The 18,364-nt window shown below is 65.2% G+C and carries 16 protein-coding genes and 3 pseudogenes; 11 read left to right on the top strand and 8 right to left on the bottom strand.

The genetic code is table 11. The annotated features are described in order from the left end of the window. The first annotated feature begins 1 nt into the window (after window position 1). Together brxL and TMZ1T_RS20965 are read left to right on the top strand one after the other, a co-directional pair. Entirely contained in the window at window positions 2–2,032 is a 2,031-nt protein-coding gene (gene brxL / locus TMZ1T_RS01430; protein ID WP_012584357.1) for a protease Lon-related BREX system protein BrxL, read from the top strand. A 137-nt stretch (window positions 2,033–2,169) separates the two neighbouring features. Continuing rightward, complete coding sequence (locus tag TMZ1T_RS20965; RefSeq protein ID WP_144312134.1) at window positions 2,170–2,703, top strand: DUF4124 domain-containing protein; 534 nt, start codon at window positions 2,170–2,172, stop codon at window positions 2,701–2,703. Between the two features lie 156 nt (window positions 2,704–2,859). Here the strand turns inward: TMZ1T_RS20965 and TMZ1T_RS01440 are convergent, their stop codons facing one another. Further along, the gene (locus TMZ1T_RS01440; protein WP_012584359.1) at window positions 2,860–3,057 is read right to left on the bottom strand and encodes a DUF4926 domain-containing protein; all 198 of its coding nucleotides are present in this window, start codon (window positions 3,055–3,057) and stop codon (window positions 2,860–2,862) included. A gap of 710 nt (window positions 3,058–3,767) precedes the next feature. Here TMZ1T_RS01440 and TMZ1T_RS01445 point away from each other — a divergent pair. The 3 genes from TMZ1T_RS01445 to TMZ1T_RS01455 are packed head-to-tail and all read left to right on the top strand — an operon-like array spanning window position 3,768 to window position 7,116. Next, window positions 3,768–4,490, top strand: coding sequence for a UPF0149 family protein (locus TMZ1T_RS01445; RefSeq protein WP_012584360.1), 723 nt, complete (start codon window positions 3,768–3,770; stop codon window positions 4,488–4,490). Window positions 4,491–4,499: 9 nt separating this feature from the next. Then, on the top strand, window positions 4,500–4,778 hold the full coding sequence (locus tag TMZ1T_RS01450) for a hypothetical protein (RefSeq protein ID WP_012584361.1): 279 nt from the start codon (window positions 4,500–4,502) through the stop codon (window positions 4,776–4,778). Continuing rightward, on the top strand, window positions 4,762–7,116 hold the full coding sequence (locus tag TMZ1T_RS01455) for a TOTE conflict system archaeo-eukaryotic primase domain-containing protein (RefSeq protein WP_012584362.1): 2,355 nt from the start codon (window positions 4,762–4,764) through the stop codon (window positions 7,114–7,116). The genes TMZ1T_RS01450 and TMZ1T_RS01455 overlap by 17 nt, the downstream gene beginning before the upstream one ends. Before the next feature lie 142 nt (window positions 7,117–7,258). Here TMZ1T_RS01455 and TMZ1T_RS01460 read toward each other — a convergent pair whose 3' ends face one another. Beyond that, window positions 7,259–7,960: a hypothetical protein gene (locus TMZ1T_RS01460; RefSeq protein WP_012584363.1), complete on the bottom strand. Its 702-nt coding sequence runs from the start codon at window positions 7,958–7,960 to the stop codon at window positions 7,259–7,261. A gap of 133 nt (window positions 7,961–8,093) precedes the next feature. On the opposite strand from TMZ1T_RS01460, the gene TMZ1T_RS01465 reads away from it, so the two are divergent. The 5 genes from TMZ1T_RS01465 to TMZ1T_RS01485 all read left to right on the top strand — a co-directional run bounded on the left by TMZ1T_RS01465 (window position 8,094) and on the right by TMZ1T_RS01485 (window position 11,197). Beyond that, a complete protein-coding gene (locus TMZ1T_RS01465) occupies window positions 8,094–8,498 on the top strand; it encodes a nuclear transport factor 2 family protein (RefSeq protein ID WP_012584364.1) in 405 nt (134 codons plus the stop codon). A gap of 14 nt (window positions 8,499–8,512) precedes the next feature. Then, the gene (locus tag TMZ1T_RS01470) at window positions 8,513–8,806 is read left to right on the top strand and encodes a hypothetical protein (protein ID WP_012584365.1); all 294 of its coding nucleotides are present in this window, start codon (window positions 8,513–8,515) and stop codon (window positions 8,804–8,806) included. 60 nt (window positions 8,807–8,866) lie between these two features. Beyond that, window positions 8,867–9,778: a hypothetical protein gene (locus TMZ1T_RS21260; protein ID WP_012584366.1), complete on the top strand. Its 912-nt coding sequence runs from the start codon at window positions 8,867–8,869 to the stop codon at window positions 9,776–9,778. 124 nt (window positions 9,779–9,902) lie between these two features. After that, entirely contained in the window at window positions 9,903–10,907 is a 1,005-nt protein-coding gene (locus TMZ1T_RS20195) for a DUF932 domain-containing protein (protein ID WP_012584367.1), read from the top strand. 11 nt (window positions 10,908–10,918) lie between these two features. Beyond that, the gene (locus tag TMZ1T_RS01485) at window positions 10,919–11,197 is read left to right on the top strand and encodes a hypothetical protein (protein WP_012584368.1); all 279 of its coding nucleotides are present in this window, start codon (window positions 10,919–10,921) and stop codon (window positions 11,195–11,197) included. Between the two features lie 300 nt (window positions 11,198–11,497). On the opposite strand, the pseudogene TMZ1T_RS20970 reads toward TMZ1T_RS01485, so the two are convergent. From TMZ1T_RS20970 to TMZ1T_RS01510, 6 genes and pseudogenes are all read right to left on the bottom strand, one after another. Continuing rightward, window positions 11,498–11,659: pseudogene (locus TMZ1T_RS20970) on the bottom strand (IS5/IS1182 family transposase); the annotation flags it as partial. A 128-nt stretch (window positions 11,660–11,787) separates the two neighbouring features. Beyond that, on the bottom strand, window positions 11,788–12,000 hold the full coding sequence (locus TMZ1T_RS01490) for a hypothetical protein (RefSeq protein ID WP_004359146.1): 213 nt from the start codon (window positions 11,998–12,000) through the stop codon (window positions 11,788–11,790). Continuing rightward, a complete protein-coding gene (gene istB, locus TMZ1T_RS01495; RefSeq protein ID WP_012584369.1) occupies window positions 11,997–12,755 on the bottom strand; it encodes an IS21-like element helper ATPase IstB in 759 nt (252 codons plus the stop codon). Before istB ends, TMZ1T_RS01490 begins: the two co-directional genes overlap by 4 nt. Further along, entirely contained in the window at window positions 12,742–14,232 is a 1,491-nt protein-coding gene (gene istA, locus TMZ1T_RS01500) for an IS21 family transposase (RefSeq protein WP_012584370.1), read from the bottom strand. Before istA ends, istB begins: the two co-directional genes overlap by 14 nt. Before the next feature lie 807 nt (window positions 14,233–15,039). After that, window positions 15,040–15,924 (bottom strand): annotated as a pseudogene (locus TMZ1T_RS01505) (IS5-like element ISAzo41 family transposase); the annotation flags it as partial. A gap of 73 nt (window positions 15,925–15,997) precedes the next feature. Then, window positions 15,998–16,144 (bottom strand): annotated as a pseudogene (locus TMZ1T_RS01510) (DDE-type integrase/transposase/recombinase); the annotation flags it as partial. A gap of 90 nt (window positions 16,145–16,234) precedes the next feature. On the opposite strand from TMZ1T_RS01510, the gene TMZ1T_RS01515 reads away from it, so the two are divergent. Further along, window positions 16,235–18,220: a relaxase/mobilization nuclease domain-containing protein gene (locus tag TMZ1T_RS01515; protein WP_012584372.1), complete on the top strand. Its 1,986-nt coding sequence runs from the start codon at window positions 16,235–16,237 to the stop codon at window positions 18,218–18,220. The last annotated feature ends 144 nt before the right edge of the window (window positions 18,221–18,364 follow it).

An 18,364-nucleotide genomic window follows, 5' to 3' on the forward strand; every position in this document is an offset into this window, starting at 1 on the left:
TATGACCGAACCCGTAGATACCGCCCGACTTGATGGGCTGCTCAACACGCACTTCGCCGGCAAGGTGGTCCGCAAGGACCTGACCAAGCTGATCAAGGAGGGGGCAAACGTTCCCGTTTATGTGCTTGAGTACCTGCTCGGGATGTACTGCGCGTCGGACGACGAGGCGACGATCCAGAACGGGATGACGATGGTCAAGCGCATCCTGGCCGAGAACTACGTGCGCCCGGACGAGGCCGAGAAGATCAAGTCGAAGATCCGCGAGAGCGGCAGCTACAAGGTCATCGACAAGGTGACCGTGAAGCTCAACGAGAAGCGCGATGTCTACGCGGCGCTGCTCTCGAACCTTGGGGTGAAGAACGCTGAGGTGTCGGACGCCTTCGTTCGCCAGTTCGAAAAACTGCTCGTGGGCGGCATCTGGTGCATCGTCACCCTGAACTACCTGTTCGAGGAGAACCAGCGCGGCTCACCCTTCACGGTGACCGATCTCAAGCCGATCCAGATGCCCAACATGGACATGGCGGGCCTGTTCGAGGGGCGGCGGGCCTTCACCGAGGACGAATGGATCGACGCGCTGATCCGCTCGACCGGCATGGAGCCGAGCTGCTTCAAGGAGCGGGTGAAGTGGCATCTGCTCGCGCGGATGATTCCGCTGGTCGAGAACAACTACAACTTCTGCGAGCTGGGTCCGCGCGGCACGGGCAAGAGCCACATCTACAAGGAAATCAGCCCTAACAGCATTCTGGTGTCAGGTGGGCAGACGACGGTGGCCAACCTCTTCTACAACATGAGCGCGCGCAAGGTGGGCCTGGTGGGCCTTTGGGATACGGTCGCCTTCGATGAGGTGGCTGGCATCAACTTCAAGGACCACGACGGCGTGCAGATCATGAAGGACTACATGGCGTCCGGCTCCTTCAGCCGGGGCAGGGAGGCGATCAACGCCAATGCCTCGATGGTCTTCGTGGGCAACATCAACCAGACCGTCGAATCCCTGGTGAAGACCAGCCATCTGCTCGCCCCGTTTCCCGAGGCCATGATCGACTCGGCCTTCTTCGACCGGTTCCATGCCTATGTGCCGGGCTGGGAGATCCCGAAGATGCGCCCGGAGTTCTTCACCAACCAGTACGGCCTGATCGTCGACTATCTGGCCGAGTACCTGCGCGAGATGCGCAAGCGCAACTTCGCCGACGCGATCGACAAGTGGTTCAAGCTCGGCAACAACCTCAACCAGCGCGACACCATCGCCGTGCGCCGAACCGTCTCCGGCCTGCTCAAGCTGATCTGCCCGCACGGCGAGTACGACAAGGAGATCGTGCGCCGCTGCCTGGAGTACGCGCTCGAGAGCCGTCGCCGGGTGAAGGAGCAGCTCAAGAAAATCGGTGGCATGGAGTTCTACGACGTCCACTTCAGCTACATCGACCTGGAGGCGGGCGAGGAGCGCTTCGTTACGGTGCCCGAACAATCCGGCGGGGCGCTGATCGCGGAAGGCCGGCTCAACCCGGGTACCCTGCACACCATCAGCCTGGGCGACACCGAGATGCCGGGCGCTTATCGCATCGAGATCCAGACCATCGCCGGCGGCGGCAAGGTCTCGGCCTCGGGCCTTGCGCCGCGCGAGGCGGTCAAGGTCGCCTTCGATTACTTCAAGGCCAACTCGGGCCGGGTGAGCGCATCGATCAAGCCGGGCGAGCACGATTTTCACCTGCACTTGGTGGAGCTGCAGCACACCGGCACGCCGAAGGCGCTGACCCTGGCCGGGTTCATCGCCCTGTGCTCGGGTGCGCTCGCCAAGCCGGTTCAGAGCCAGATGGTGGTGATGGGCGACATGAGCCTCGGCGGAACGGTCGTCCAGGTGCGCAACCTGGCCGAGAGCCTGCAGGTGGCCTTCGATGCCGGCGCAAAGCGGATCCTGCTGCCGATGTCGAGCGTGACGGATATTCCGTCGGTGCCTGGGGAACTGTTCGCGAAGTTCCAGACGAGCTTTTACTCGGATCCGGTGGATGCGGTGTTCAAGGCGTTGGGGGTGGAGTGACTGTGTTCCGTGGCGTCCGTGAAGCATCGCTTTCCTCGAATGACCCGGACCGCAGTAGAGCCAGTGGTCCAGAATCTAGACCATTGCGTCGGAATGTTGTTCATCAACCTGCGAACCTTCATTTGTACGGAGGCTGCTTGAGAAACGACCATATGCTGTCGAGAAGTGTCGTACGCGAAACAATCTGCCGCATAGAGAGAGGTTTTGCACTTGTCGCGATCGGATTGTTGTTGATGGCCGCGCCGGGCATGGATGCATGGGCCCAAAGTCTGCCGCAGCCTTCGCGAACGGTCTTTCGATGTGAGGTGGAGGGCAAGGTGACCTACTCGGACTCCCCGTGCCTAGGAGCGCGGAGGATCCAGATCGAACCCACACGGGGGGTAAGCAAGCTTTCCGGAAGAGAACGGATCGGCAATGACGTTCGAGTCGAGCGGCACCGTGAAATCATGGCGGAGGCGTTGCAGCCGCTGACGGGTATGGACGCAAAGAAGATGCAGCTCTTTGGGCGACGGCTCAAACTTGAACCTACCGAGCGGCAGGAATGCTTCGATTTGGACGGCGACCTCGCAACGCTGGAGCAGCGCGAAAGCACCTCCTCAGGATCACAGCTCCAGTCTGTTCAAGGCTCCCTGCTAAAGCTGAGAATTCGCTATCGCGAGCTTGGATGTTAGACGGGGTGCGGCTTGAGGCATTGGAAGGCAGGTTGTTCGAGGGGCCCTATAGAGCGCTGGCACGTTCTTCACAGAGGGAGCCTTGAGGGCCAAGATGCGGGCCGGAACGCCACTCTGTAAGGGGCGCGGGCCGAAGATTCACGCTTACGCAGCCTGTCAAGCGGGGGCGTGTTTGAGCTTCATCAGTTGGCCCATGGGAATGGTAGCGATGGCATATGCGACTCCGTTCACGTCAGCGAACTCGACGAGAACATGGTCATTGTCTAGTTCCTCGACTACCGTTCCGACCTGACCTTTCACCACCTGCTGCTGAGGAAGATCCTGCAGCGAGGCAACCACATCAAACATTTTCATCGCGTTCCCATGGTAAGGACCCGACGAACGGGTTCAGCCGTTTCGCTCAGTTGCAGGCGGCCGGCTGCCAGCGACGCGACAGCGGTTCCCCAACCCTTCTGAAGGGCTGCCAGCATGTCGGCGTAGTCCACACTTGTTGCGACCTGTCGGCGGCATGAAATCGATCCGTACGACGATCTCGTCGAGGTACTGCTGTGCGCCTTGGCCAACACCTGGCCGCCGACGTCGCGCAGTTCAACGCCCAGGTTGTGGAAACAGCGCCTGGGGAAAGCTCCATTGCAATCGGATATCTCAAGGCGTGGCACCGAACAGCGACGCCGCTGGCTGAGTGCTTAAGCTACTACATTCGCAACGGAGTGAGAAACGCCGAGGCGAGTGAACGTCGCGGACGTGTTCAGCTGCGGTGACCCACCGCATTAACGGTACTCCAAGACGCTACGGATTCTGCAAACGGTATGCTGTGGCGCCGCTCTACTTGCGAAACAGCCGCGTTATCATTTTGAAAGGTGTTCGGAACGGCTCGCACGAACCTTGTCCCCAGCCAATGGGGACAGGGGTGTGGGTGGAGCTGTGGATAAATCGTTCCGAGGCTTGCGGATCCCGGCAGTGCAGCATGTGCCTACAAATGAGGCATCGCCTAACATCGGCGTGCTGACGAGCCGCTCGGCAGTAGAATCCACGCGTGACCACGCGATCGATAGCCTCACACGATGACGGAAACCGAGCTGGAAGAACTGGAGGCCTTGCTTTCGTCCGTCGAGGGGGGGAGCGCATCGCTCCCGGTCGATGGCTTACACGGCTTTCTGTCGGCGCTGGTCATGAGCGGAGGCGACACGCGAGCGGAGCCGCTGCTGCCGTGGATTCTCAGCCCCATGCCAGGTTCGCCACTGGATCTCGACCATGTCCCCCAGGCCCGGCGCGTGGGCGAACTGGTCAGCAAGATGCTGACCAGCATCGATATCGAGCTCGATGACCCCGACTATCTCTTTTCGCCGATGGTGCGGGTTTATCCGCACCGGGGTGAGGAGCGTGCGGATGGCTGCGTGTGGTGTGCGGGGTTCTTGCGCGGTATGGCGCATGCTTGGGACCGGTGGTCGTCCTTGTGCGACCTGCAAGATATGGCGTCCCTGCTGTGGCCGATTCACCAGCTGGCGGCCCTCGCCCAGGAGCCCGCACTCGAGGTTGATCGAACGTTTTGCCGCACCGTTCCGGACAGGCCGCTGAGCCCGGCGCAGTGCGAGGCGCTCACCGAGGCACTCACCCGTACCTTGGAGGAAATTGCCGAGCGGATCACCGAGCATGAGGTCAGACATGCGATGGGGGCGATCGCGCGTGGGGAGGAAGCCTCGGCGTGGCGCGAGGATGGGCCTTGTCCGTGTGGTAGCGGGCGTGGTTTTTCGGTTTGCTGTGGCGGGCAGCGGGTGTTGCACTGAGTGCGCACAGTGGGTGCAGAGGCCGTTTATTGGCTTCGCTCCAGGCTGAGATGGGGGGCCGAAGTCTCCAAGAACCAGGATGCCTCGGTCGCCAAGGCGAAGAAGGCCATCGGCCAGCCGGAGGGGCTCGCCGTGCTGATGGTGTTCTTCTGCGAGTGCGCGACGGGCCGCGACAGCGACGTCGGCCTGCATGTCGCCCGACGCCTCGGCCAAAACCTGGGCTATGGTGTCGGTGACAACATGGACGATCTGCTGGCCAAGCATGGATTCGATGGCGGACCACGATGAACTCCGCGCGCTCCGCGCAGAGAACGGCCGGCTGATCGCGCTGCTCGAATCGCACGGCATCGAATGGCGTGCGCAGCAGCGGCCAGCCTCATCGCCTGTCGAGCCAGCGCGGCTGTCCGCTGAAGAGAAGGTCTCGCTCTTCCGACGGCTTTTCCGCGGTCGCACGGACGCCTACCCGGTCCGATGGGAAAGCAAGACCACGGGCCAATCGGGCTACGCGCCGGCCTGTGCAAACGAGTGGCGTGCCGGAGTGTGCGAAAAGCCGCGCATCAAGTGCGGCGACTGCGCCAATCGCCTGCTGATCCCACTCTCCGATGCCGTGATCTATGACCATCTTGCTGGCGAGCACACGGTCGGGGTCTATCCGCTGCTGGAAGATGACACCTGTTACTTCCTGGCGGTCGATTTTGACGAAGCTGCCTGGCGCGATGACGCGCGCGCCTTTATGCAGTCCTGCGAGGAACTGGGCGTTCCGGCCGTGCTGGAAATTTCAAGATCAGGCAAGGGCGCACACGCGTGGGTGTTCTTCGCCAGTCGCGTTGCCGCCCGTGACGCCCGGCGCCTGGGTACGGCCATCATCAGCCATACCTGTTCGCGTACCCGGCAACTGAAGCTGGAGTCTTACGACCGCCTGTTTCCGAACCAGGACACGATGCCCAAGGGCGGCTTCGGCAACCTGATCGCCTTACCGTTGCAGAAACGGCCTCGCGGGAGTGGCTGCAGCGTATTCGTTGATGCTGACCTGCGGCCATACCCGGATCAGTGGGCGTTCCTGGCGTCCGTCCGGCCGATGGCGCCGCACGACATCGAACCGACCATCCTGCTGGCGACGGGCGGCGTCCACCCGTTGGATGTGACATTCATCGAAGATGAAGAGTTGGCCACACCTTGGAAGCGGCAGAGCACGTCAATCAAGAAGCTGGCCGGGCAGATGCCCAAGTCCCTGACCGTGACGCTGGCCAACCTGATCTATTTTGAGAAGGCCCAACTGCCGCAGGTACTCGCCAATCGTCTGATTCGTCTGGCCGCCTTCCAGAACCCAGAGTTCTACAAGGCTCAGGCCATGCGGATCTCGGTGTGGGGCAAGCCGCGCGTCGTCGGCAATGCGGAGAACTACCCGCAGCACATCGCTTTGCCTCGCGGTTGCCTCGATGCTGCCCTGGATCTACTGCGGGACAACGGTATCGCCTGTGATTTGCGGGATGAGCGCTTCGGCGGCGACCCCATCGATGTCGCCTTTGCCGGCACTTTGCGTTTGGACCAGGAAGCCGCAGTTGCCGGAATGCTGCACCACGACACCGGCGTGCTCTGCGCTCCGACAGCCTTCGGCAAGACGGTCACCGCCGCCGCAATGATCGCGCGGCGGGGCGTGAACACCCTGGTGCTGGTGCATCGCACAGAACTGCTCAAGCAGTGGCAGGAGCGTCTGCAAGCCTTCCTGGGTGTTGGTCAGGGTGTGGTCGGCACCATTGGCGGTGGCAAGGCCAAGCCCACGGGCAAGATAGACATCGCCGTTATGCAATCCTTGTCCCGCCAGGGCGAGGTCAACCCACTGGTCGAAAACTACGGGCAGGTGATTGTGGACGAGTGCCATCATGTCGGCGCAGTGTCATTCGACGCGATCCTGAAACGGTCCAAGGCCAAATACGTGCGGGGACTGACGGCAACGCCCATCCGCCGTGATGGTCAGCAGCCCATCATCTTCATGCAGTGCGGGCCGATCCGATACACGGCGGCGAAGCCAGTCGGTGCACCGCACGATCTCGAAGTGCTGCCGCGTTCGCGCTTCACACGGATCGACCTGCCGACCGATGCAGGCATCCAGGACGTTTTTCGGCATCTCGCCAATGACCGGGCCAGAACTGAAGCTATCGCCGACGAGGTGCGCGATGCCCTCGGGCAGGGGCGCAAGGTGCTGGTCCTGACCGAACGTACTGAACACCTTGATGCGATCAAGGCAACCCTTGATGGATTGGAGCCCGCGCCTTTCGTTCTGCACGGTCGAATGTCCAGAAAGCAGCGAGCGGCGCTGGTTGCTGACCTGGATGCACTGCCGCCCGACGCGCCGCGCGTCCTTCTTTCGACGGGGAAGCTGGTTGGCGAGGGCTTCGATCACCCGCCGCTCGACACGTTGGTGCTGGCCATGCCTGTGTCCTGGAAGGGCACTCTGCAGCAGTACGCCGGACGCCTGCACCGGGAGCACGCTAGCAAGACCGACGTACGGATCATCGATTTCGTGGATGCGGGTCATCCGGCGTTACTGCGGATGTGGGACAAGCGGCAGCGCGGTTACCGTGCGATGGGGTACAAGGTCGGCCCCGATGGCCCTGCGGAATGACGACGAATTCTCCAGAGGCCGTCTGGGTTTTCGCCACAACCCGCACCGTCCCACGAGCCCGATCTGCTGCTATGCATCACATTGAGGTCGGTTTCGCGGGGGCAACCGTACCCCACCAGTCAAAGCCATTGCGGCGGATGGCTCATGCCGACGAAGTCGGCTCATCCTTCCACTCCACCGTGTGCTCGCCGTGTGGGTGATCCCAGAACTCTTCTTCTGTGGCCAACCGCATCGGCACCTGACGTCCCTCGCACCAATCTTCAACAGAGGACAGCGGCGCAGCCTCGAGCATCTGTGGCCGTTTCGGTAGGGCGCCGTGCCCGAGCAGGCGTGAGATCACGATTTCGCGCACGTACTGCGAGAGCGTGATGTCGACGTGGGCCGCCAGCGCTTCCAGGTCGTTACGTAATCTGGACGGAACCCAGACCTTGATGGGCGCGACGTTCTTGCCGAACTCGGGCACCCAGTAGGTATCGACCCGAACCTTGCCGGGAGGAGGCGTGGGAGCGGACCTGCTGAACATCACTGGGGGCGGGTCCCTGAAAATCTCCGGGACGGCGGCGCTCATGACGTGGGCGGCATACACGCCATAGGAGTGTTGGGTGAGGAAACGGCGCAACATCTCGCTTCTCGACTCGCCGCCCAATTCTCCCATCTCCGTGAGCGCGAAGCTCACTGGCTCTGGCAGCCAGAACTTGAGCGCGACGTCGTGAGTGGCGAGGTCGCTGAAGTCGCCCATGTCGGCAACCAGGTCCTCGAACCGCATCGGCTTGCGACGAGCCGCCCCTGCACCCTGGGGGTCTGAGTTCTTGGATGCGCGTGCTTTTTTGAGAAACGGCCACATGCCCAGCGCCTAAAAAGTAGGGGAATTTTCGTCCCGATTTTACGACAGGGGTAAGGTTCGCATCGAAACATGATTGATGTGGTTGATGGCCTCGACTGCTTCGACTACGTCCCCACGCCTGGAGGGTGATCGCATGGATGACTTGACCGAGGAGAAGGCAGCCTACCTCTTCGCCAGGGCCTGGAACCGCCTGAATCCGGAGGGCTTCCTGGCCTTGCTGGCGCCTGATGCACGCTACGCATCACAGTGGGTTTTTGAGGAGCTGATCGGTGCTCCTGCGATTGCCGCGTATCTGCGCGGCAAGATGGCGACCCTTTGGGATAAGGCCCGGGAGGATCCCGGCGCAGCGGTCCGCGTCGAGATGGGGAGGACGGCTGAAGGACGCCGTGGGCGCCCTTGCGCCTTCATGACCCAAGGCCACTTCGAGGAGGTGCAGGCAGCAGTGGTTTTCGAGGTCGAGGGTGGCCGGATCATTCGCTACGACCTCTGCATCCCGCAGCTGCTCGGGGCCGTGCGGACAGGCGTGTATCCACTTTGAGGAGACGGACGCGGATGACGAATCAGCCGCCAATGAGCGGAACGGCCGTCGAGATCTCGCAAGGCGACGCTGTCGAAATTGCCGCACGAAAGGTCGGGGTGCGCCCAGAGGATCTGTCCGTGATTTGCCAGGACGATGAAGCTGCGCCGTTCAAGATTTACAACGCGCCAACCGAGCCGTGCTGGTGGATCGTCGCCCCGCATGCCGCCGGTCAGGGTGTGCTGACGTTGCGCAGCAGTCGCTTTGTGCTGGTCGGGCGTTGGACAGGGGTGGTGCACTACGATGGCTCGGCCAACGATGAGGGCTGACGCTCGGTTTGTACCGACGGGCCCGGCGTTTGATCCGCAGCGTCTGGAAGGAGCACTGTGATGACCAAGGTTTCACCTTTCCCGTTGCTGTCTCGCATCGCCCACCAAGCGGGTGTCGTCGAGGCCGCACCGGCGCTCGACGAGATCAAGGCGGTGCTCGCTTCTGTGGGCATCAACCAACGCGGCTGGCGTCTTCTGCTCAGCTTCGGGGATGCGCTCCTCGCCCCCCTCATGCCGCGTGCTCATGGATCGGTATCTCCGTCGATGCCGTCCTTCCGGACGATTTGTGCGCTGCTGTGCTTGATCCAGCAATGTGAGATGGACGTGCTGCCCCCACCCGAGCTGACCCGGGCGTGGATGCGAATGCGGTTCCCGAGCGCGAAGCAGGATCTGGGCGATGTACCGGTCGGGCTGTTTCGTGCCTCATGGCTTGAGGCTGTGCGCCGCCAGTACGAGGGGTACGCGTTCCATCTTCTCTTGGCCGAGGAATTGCCCGCGGTCGTGCGGTGGTTCTTCAGTCAGGAGCCGCCGCTCTCGGGACAACAGCTGAAAAATCCGTGGCGATGGTTCCACGCACAAGCGGAGAACTGGTCGCTTCGCTGCGAGCAGCACTTCTCGTTCGACGTTTGGAAGCCGATTTTGCCGACCCCGGTGTCTGCTGGGTCGCTGCGCATCATCGAGTTGTTGTCCCCGGCGGCCGTCGAAGACGAAGCGCGCTGCATGCGCCACTGCGTCGACATGTTTATCCCCGATTGCGAGTGCGGAGACTATCGGGTGTTCTCGGTCCAGGTCATTCCTACCGGGGAGCGGGTGGCCACCATCGGGATGATCAACGATGACCGCGTCTGGATCATCGATGACATCCGAGGTCAGGACAACGAGGACGTCGACGAGATGGTGTGGGCCTTGGCCGTGCGTGTCCGCCTGGACTGCAACTCGGTGGAAACGCTGCAACAAAGGTTCCGGTTTTGATGGGCCTTCTCGCTGCCCGTCGATGCGTCACGAAGTGCGCAGGGCAGAAAGTAGGGGAATTTTCGGACCGGATCGACGACGAGGGTATCGTCGGAATCGAACGAACAGAACAGGGAGCGCGAACATGGCCCACAACATTGGCGAGATGTTCTACTACGGCGAGCGGCCGTGGCATCGGCTCGGCGAGCGGCTCGAGCAGCCTGCAACGCTGGAGGAGGCGCTGAAGCACGGCGGGCTCGACTGGGAAGTCGAGCTACTGCCGCTGGCGGTCGCCGACGAGCCTGAATCGAAAGCGCCGCAGCGCTGCGCGGTCGTGCGCAAGGATCGCAAGCCGGGTCAGGCCGGCCGGGTGATCGGCGTAGTGCATCCGGGCTTCGGCCCACTCCAGAACCGGGCGGGCGCGGAAATGTTCGACGCGCTCCTCGGTCAAGGGCGGCCCATCTACCATACGGGCGGCTACCTGAAGAACGGAGAAGTGGTCTGGCTGCTGGCCAGGCTCCCCGGGGACATCCAGGTGCAGGAGAAGGATGTCATCGAGACCTATCTGCTCTTCAGCAACAGCCATGACGGTTCGAGCGCGATCGATATCCGCCTCACCACGGTACGCGTGGTCTGCCAGAACACCTTGTCGCTGGCACTGGACAACACCTCGGTGGGCAAAGTCTTCCGGCGTGCGCACGACGGTCGTTACCGGGTGCTGAAGGAGGAGGCGCGCGCGTTCTTCGAGTTCAGCGTGAAGCGAAGCGAGGAAGCGCAGGCGCTCTTTGGCCGCCTCGCGAATGCTGAGTGTGATGACAGGGCGTTCGAGGACTTCCTGGCACAATTGCTGCCGGACCCCAAGCGCCCTGTCACGGCCGGCCAGAACCTGCAGGTGCAGCGTGCCTGGGAGACCCGGCTGGCCAACGTGCGGGCGACCCGCGCCCAGGTGATGGGCGTGCGCCGCGAGGGCATTCCCGCCCAGTGCGTCCCCCCCGAGGGCAAGACCTGGTGGGGCGCACTCAACACGCTCACCGGGTGGGTCGATCACGTTCAGAAAACCAACGCCGACCGATACGCCCACATCCTGTTCGGTGAGGGTGACCGCATCAAGACGACCGCGCTCCACCGGATCCAGGCGATCGTGCGCTGAGTGAGGAAATCATGACCACCCACGACTCGGACCCGGACATCCCCGCATTCCTGCGCCTGCCGCCCGGTGAGCGGCCGCAGCGCATGCGCTGCCTGACGCCGATGGTTTCGCTCGGTGCGCTCGCTGCGGCGCGCGAACGCTATGAGGCGCGGTTCGGCACGGCGCCCGACGAGCGCTACCTGCAGCGCCACGGCATCTGGCACCGGGTCGGGCTCCTCGACCTGGCCTGCGAGCGCGGGGTCGCGCTGGAAGGGCTGCCCGAGGCGCAGCTGGCGGACGCGAATCGATGAGGCTGGCGCAGTTGATCCTGCAACGGGTGATGCGCATGCGTCTGAGAGCGGCCGATACGCCGCTCTCGCCCGAGCGCGCATGGGTCTCGAACGGAACTCAGAGGGGGTGATGGAGACGAGGTGCATCCTTGTTGTGGGCACCTCGAATAACCCGAGGTTTTCAGTAAATCCTGCCGTGCAACGATGATCACGACGGAATTCCGCTCGACTTCCTCGGCACCACGCTGCCTCACCCGGCGGCGCTGCCCCGTTTTTGCTCCGAATCGCCTCGGGCAGCGGCGATTCGGCCCATTTCGGGCGTCAGAAGGCCACGATTCCGGCCTTCTGGAAATACGTCAGCCGCTTCAGGTTGTAGCAGGCTGCCATCATCGTCATCGCGAAGCTCGCCCGCGCCTGGCCGATGGTTCGGATCAACTTGCCGCCCATTTGCGTGATGACCGCGAACGGGTGTTCCACCCGTGTTGCCGGCTCCCTGATTCCGCACAAATCTGGCGTCGTTAAACGGCGTCGTCGAGTGGGCGCCGGCGGCGCCGTAAACGGCACGAGGGCCGCGCGCGTCGGCCCTCGTTGTGCTGGGGGGCGGGGCTCGATCAGAACGACGGATCGTCGAACGGCAGCTCGGCCTGCGTGAGGCGGTCCTGGCGGTAGTGCTCGAACAGGGCGAGCTCGTAGTGCGCCCAGATGCGCTCGCGCAGATCGTCGAGCAGTTCGATCACGGCCCGGGCCTGCTCGGGCGTCCAGTCGGCGTCGATGAGCAGGTCCAGGCCGCGCAGCAGCCCGGACGGCGGGTGGTCGGTCTTCATGCGGGACTCCGTGCGGATTTGCGTTTGCGGGCGTTGGTGGCGGCGCGCTCCTGGGCTTCCTTGTGGCGCCAGGACAGGCCCTTGAGGGCGATGATCTCGGCGTGATGGACCAGGCGGTCGATGAGCGCGACCACGCAGGCGGCGTTGGGGAGCACCTCGGACCATTCGGCAAAGGACTTGTTGGTGGTGATGAGGGTGCTCTTTTTCTCGTGGCGACGGCTGATGAGCTCGAAGAGCAGATCGGCGTGGCGGTTCGAGTAGGAGAGGTAGCCGACCTCGTCGATCACCAGGAGCGTGGGGCTGGCGTAGTGGCGCAGGCGGCGGCGCAGCGCGGAGTCGGAGTCGAGCGCGGCGAGCTCGCCCAGGAGCTGGCCGGCGGTGGTGAAGAGCACGGTGTGCCCGCGCAGCACCGCCTGGTGGGCGATGTTCTGCGCGATGGTGGTCTTCCCGAGCCCGGAGGGGCCGACCAGCAAGGCGTTGGTGGCGGTCTCGAGGAAGCCGAGCGTCATCAGCTCTGCGATGGCGGCCTGGTCGCACTGCTCGGGCCAGCGCCAGTCGAAGTCGGCCAGCGGCTTGAAGCGGCCGATGTGCGCGCAGCGCAGCCGGCGCTCGAGTGAGCGTCGGGCGCGCTCGGTCTCCTCCCACTCGATGAGCGGGGCGATCCACGGGGCCTGGGCGCACTCGGCCCAGTGGCTCACCACCCCGTGCAGTTGCAGCGCACGGGCGCGTGCGAGCAGCGGTTCAGGCGTCGTCATGGTCGTCCTCCAGCAGGCGGTCGTAGCCGGCCAAGGGGTGGGCGCGCACGGTGACGTCGCGCGTCTTCAGATGCGCGGGCAGCGGCACACCCAGCGGCGGGGGCGCCTCGCGCCGGCGCTCGAGCGCCAGGCGCACCGCGTTGGGATGCGGCACGCCGCGCGCGAGCGCCTCGTCGACGGCAACGGCCAGTTCGCCCGCGCCGTAGCGGTCGAGCAGGTCGGTGAGCGCGCGCGTGGTGCGCCCGAGCGGCTCGCCGCGCTCGGCGGCCTGGGCGAGCAGCGCCTGGCAGGTGGGCACGGCCGCCGTCAGGCGGTCGGTGGCGCGGTGGGCGCGGGCCGCGTGCTTGTGCGCGACGAGCGCCTCGAGGTGCGCGGCACACTCGATCTGCTGGCGGCGGTCGTAGCTGCGCGCGTGGGTGGCGATGACGTCCTCGCCGTCGAGGATGCGCACCCGCAGCGGGTCGGCGCACACGGTGAGGGGGCGCTGCACATGGGTGTGGGGGATCGAGTAGTCGTTCAGATCGAAGCGCACGTACGGAGTCTTGCCCGCCGATACCGCGCGCAGCTCATCGGTCGGGAACGGCGCCTCGGGCAGCGCGAGCAAGCGCTCGCGCTCGGCCGCGAAGGCCTCGGTCACCGTCATCGAGGCGTCCTCGGGGCAGCGCCGCGCGCCGGCGGCGCCCTCGCACCAGGCCTGGGCCTGCGCGTTCAGATCATCCAGGTCGGCGAAGGGGCGTCCGGCGAAGAAGGCCTCGCGCACGTAGCGGATCGCGCGCTCGACGCGTCCCTTCTCGTTGCCACGCGCCACCGCCACTGGGCGCGGCTCGAAGCGGTAATGGCCAGCGAGCGCGAGCAAGGTGGGATGGAAGCGGATCGCGTTGCCACAGCGCTCGAGCACCGCGCTCTTCAGATTGTCGTAGAGGGCGATGCGCGGCACCGCCCCCCAGTGCGCGAAGGCGCCCACGTGACCGCGCAGGAAGTTCTCCATGCGCGCATCGAGGAAGAAGCGCAGATAGATCTGGCGCGACCACGACAGCACCATGACGAAGGCCATCAGCGGACGGCGTGCGCGCCCGATCGTCAGGTGCCCGAAGTGCCCCCAGTCGACCTGGGCCTGCTCGCCGGGCAGGGTGCGTAGCCGCAGGTAGGCCTCGGCGCTCGGGCGCGGGCGGTGGCGGGCGATGAGGTGGCGGAAGTGATCGGGGCGCCCGGGGTAACCGCGTGCGCGCACCATGTCGTAGAGCCGCGCGGCCGTAAGGCGCGGAAACTGCGCGAGCGTCTCGTGGAGGAAGGGTAGATAGGGGTCGATCGCCGAGGCGCGCTGCACGGGGCCGTGCCGGGGCAGGCCGGCCTGGGCGAGCACGCGCGCGACGGTGTCGCGGTGCAGCCCGAGCTGCACGGCGATGGTGCCGATGCGCCAGCGCTCGGCGTGGTAGTAGCGCAGGATCTGCGCTTCGTGTTCAGGGGACAGGGCCATGGCGGGGCGGACTCCGTTCGGATCGCGGACAGGGGCGCCGAACCGGGGAGTGCAGGAAGTCCTGACGCACGAACGGGGACAGTGCGCGGTGGCACAGGTGGCACTGCCCGCTCGCGGACGGTACGGACTCGGGCACGGTCGGCGCGGTCCTTACTTCAACAGGCGGGGCCGGCGGCGGGGAACCCTGATGCGTCACTTCCTGGCGTCGCGCGCGGTAGCGGCGCTGGCGTTGCGCGTGCGCCAGGCGCCCCGCAAAGCTCGCCTGGTAGCGCGTGCCGGCTGCCCGCAGCGCGGCCGCGCGGGCACGCTGGGCGCAGCCGGCGGCGCAATAGCGCTGCCCCCGATCACTGTGGCTGCAGATCAGCACTGCCGCGCGGCACGCGGCACAGAGATAGCGTCGTCCGGTCGACTCCATGGGGCCTTGGGCCCGTGGGAGACTCGACGCCAGCGCCCACTTCGTGAAAGACTACGGGCGCAACGACCGCGCAGCCTTGCGCGGGTGTGGGGCGCGACACTGGGGATGACTTGGCGGTTTGAGCCGGTGTCGCGCCTGCGTTGCCACAGGCCGAGCCCGATTGTGCGCGCATCGGCCACTCGGGTGCCAAACGCCCTCCCTCCCGATTGCACGAACACCCCGCCCGCCATCGGCGCGCCGGGGTCAGGGGCGTTTCCAGTCGCCCTACGGGCGCCTTCCAACGCCCCTGACCCCATCAAGCAAACAGCCGCTATCCGCTCACCAGATCAAGGTCATGCTGTGCCGTGCCGGCGGTGGACGCCGGATTTGTGCGGGAATCGACCGCCGTTAACAACCCGCGCTCGCGTCCGCGCGATGCGCGTGTTCCGCCGCTGCTGGCATTCGGACAGCGGCTTGTTGCGTTGTCCTTTGCGCTGGATTTGATTCCGAAAGCCGTTCGCCTTCAACCAGGCCGCCCGCTCCTCGGACGGATAGCCGCGATCGGCATAGACGTCGCGGCTCGTGTTGCTCGTGTCGAAGACGTTGTCGAAGTGCTGGCTGTCGTGCGTGCTGGCCGTGTCGGTCTCGAGCGTGCGGATGAATTTGTACTTCTTGTCGACGTTGATCGACAGCTTGTAGCCGAAGTGGCTCTTGCCGTGTTTCTTCGTCCAGGTGGCGTCGGTGTCCTTCTGCCGGCGCTTGGCCGGCTTCCAGTCGGCAGGCATCGCGCCTTGGTCGATCAGCGCCTTCTCCCCTCGGCTGTTGTGCTGCTTGGGGGCAGGCACCAAGGTGGCGTCGATGATCTGCCCGCCACGCGCGATGAAGCCCCGTTTGAGCAGCTGCGCCGAGACGCCCTCGAAGAGCGCCTTCGCGCCAAGCTCACCGATCCGGTTCTCGAAGGTCCACACCGTGGTGCGGTCCGGAATATTGGCTGCGTTCGCGAGCCCGCAGAAGCGTTTGTAGCTCATGCGGTCGAGCAGCTGGTACTCCATCTGCTCGTCCGACAGGTTGTACAGGCGCTTGAGCACCAGGATCCGAACCATCGTCTCCGTCGGGTAAGGCGGACGGCCGCCTTGCGCGCTGACCGTGCGCGGTGCGACCCGATCGACCTCGGCGGCCAGCGCCGCAAAGTCGATGTGCAACTCGATGTCGGCCAGCGGGTCGCCCAGCGAGTCGAGCTTCTTGCGGTGGTGTTCGTCAGCGAACAGGTCAGTCTTGATAGCGCTACGCGGTTTCATCGGTGCAGGCTGCGGGGTTCAGGACGTCGTAATTTTACCAAGGGCGGGCGAGGCGGAGGTTTTTCGAGGCGCCCACCAGTCGGTGCGACTTCAGGAAGTCTTGCCAGTCGTGGCTGCTGAACTGGCTACCCTGATCTGAATGCACCAGCACCTCCTCAGTCGGTTTGCGCCGCCACACCGCCATCAGCAAGGCGTTCAACGCCAGTTCCTTGGTCATCCGCTCACCCAGTGGCGCGAGGCCCGCGCCACGACAGGACGCCCCGCGTGCTTCGCACGCCGGGGCACGCCCCAGCTTTCAGGGAGCGCAGCCATGAGCGACCGCCGCGACGACGATTTCCGCGTGCGCCCCAGCGCCCCGAAGAACCGGGGCAAGGGCCAGGGGCAGAGCTTCGTTTCCAAGGTACTCAAGCAGGCGGGCAAGGCCAGCAGCGGCAAGTCCACGGTGCGCCTCCCAGCATCGGCGCGTGGCACCGGCCAGCGCCCCGGCTCGCGCCTGGGGCGCGGCCACACGGCGGCGCGCTTCGCCAGGGCGAAGCTGACGCCCATGTCGCGGCGCGTGACCATCAAGACGCTGCTGGTGAATCACCAGCGGGCCAGCCCGCAGTCGCTCGCCAAGCACCTGCGCTACATCGAGCGCGATGGCGTGGGGCGCGACGGCGAGCCGGGCCAAGCCTACGGGCCGCAGACCGATACCGCCGACCTCGACGCCTTCAAGGAACGCTGCGCCGACGACCGGCACCATTTCCGCTTCATCCTCTCGCCCGAGGATGGCGCGGAGCTGGAAGACCTGCGCACCTACACGCGGCACCTCATGGGCCGCATGGAGGCCGACCTGGGCACGGGCCTGGATTGGGTGGCCGTCAACCACTGGAACACCGACAACCCGCACACGCACATCGTCGTGCGCGGGCGCGACGACATCGGCAAAGACCTCATCATCGCGGGCGACTACATCGCCGACGGTTTCCGCCACCGCGCCGCAGAGCTGGCGACCGAATGGCTGGGGCCGCGCACCGAACTGGAGATCCAGCAGACCTTGCAGCGCGAGGTGGAGCAAGAGCGGTGGACGAGCCTGGATCGCACCTTGAAGCGCGAAGCCGGCGACGATGGCCTGTTGCATGTCGAACGGCTCAACGAACCCCACTTGCAGCGCCAGCGCCTGCTGCTGATCGGCCGCCTGCAACGCTTGCAGCGCCTGGGCCTGGCCGACGAGACGCAGCCCGGCACCTGGGCCGTCCATGCCGATGCGGAAAAGACCCTGCGTGCCCTGGGCGAGCGCGGCGACATCATCCGCACCATGCAGCGGGCCATGCGCGGCGAGCCGCGCGAGCTGGCGGTGTTCGAGCCGGGCGACGACGGGCAAACCATCCTCGGGCGCGTGGCCGCGAAGGGACTGGCCGACGAGCTGCGCGACCGGGGCTATCTGGTCATCGACGGCGTGGATGGCAAGGCGCACTACGTCGCGCTCAACGCCCACGACGAACTGGCGAACTATCCGACCGGCGCCGTGGTGGAGGTCAAGGGATCGGCCGACGTGCGCGCAGCCGACAGGAACATCGCCGCGCTGGCGAGCGATGGCCTGTACCGCACCGATCACCACTTGGCGATCGAGCAAGGCCGAGCCAAAGCCGGACGCGATCCGCAGGAGGTTGTCGCCGCCCACGTCCGCCGGCTGGAAGCCCTGCGCCGGGCCGGCATTGTGGAGCGCGTGGCGGAAGGGCTATGGAAGGTGCCGGACGACCTGGCCGAGCGTGGCCGCCAGTACGACGCGCAGCGCCTGGGCGGCGTGGCTGTGGAACTGAAATCGCACTTGCCCATCGAGCGGCAGGCCCGCGTGATCGGTTCCACCTGGCTCGACCAGCAGTTGATCGGTGGCGGCTCGGGCCTGGGCGACCTGGGCTTTGGCGGCGAGGCCAAGCAGGCCATGCAGCAGCGCGCCGACTTCCTGACCGAACAAGGGCTGGCCGAGCGGCGCGGGCAGCGCGTGATCCTCGCCCGGAACCTGCTGGGCACGTTGCGCAATCGGGAACTGGCGCAGGCCGCCAAGGACATTGCCGCCGAATCCGGCTTGGAGCACCGTCCGGTGGCCGACGGCCAGCGCGTGGCCGGTATCTACCGGCGCAGCATCATGCTCGCCAGCGGGCGCTACGCGATGCTCGATGACGGCATGGGGTTCAGCTTGGTGCCGTGGAAGCCAGTGATCGAACAGCGGCTGGGCCAGCAGCTCGCGGCCACAGTGCGCGGTGGCGGGGTGTCTTGGGAGATTGGGCGCGCACGCGGGCCTGCTATCAGTTGAGGCGGTAAACAAAACGCAGCTAGCAACACGATACGGAGGGCTTGCACACCTTCCGATCAAGAAAACATCGAGCGAGCACGGAGGTCATCCGCTCGTTCCGCACTTGACCAAATTATTCGATAAAATATAGTTCGATCGTACGAA

The sequence above is a fragment of the Thauera aminoaromatica genome, from assembly GCF_000021765.1.
GTDB classification, from domain to species: Bacteria; Pseudomonadota; Gammaproteobacteria; order Burkholderiales; family Rhodocyclaceae; genus Thauera; species Thauera aminoaromatica.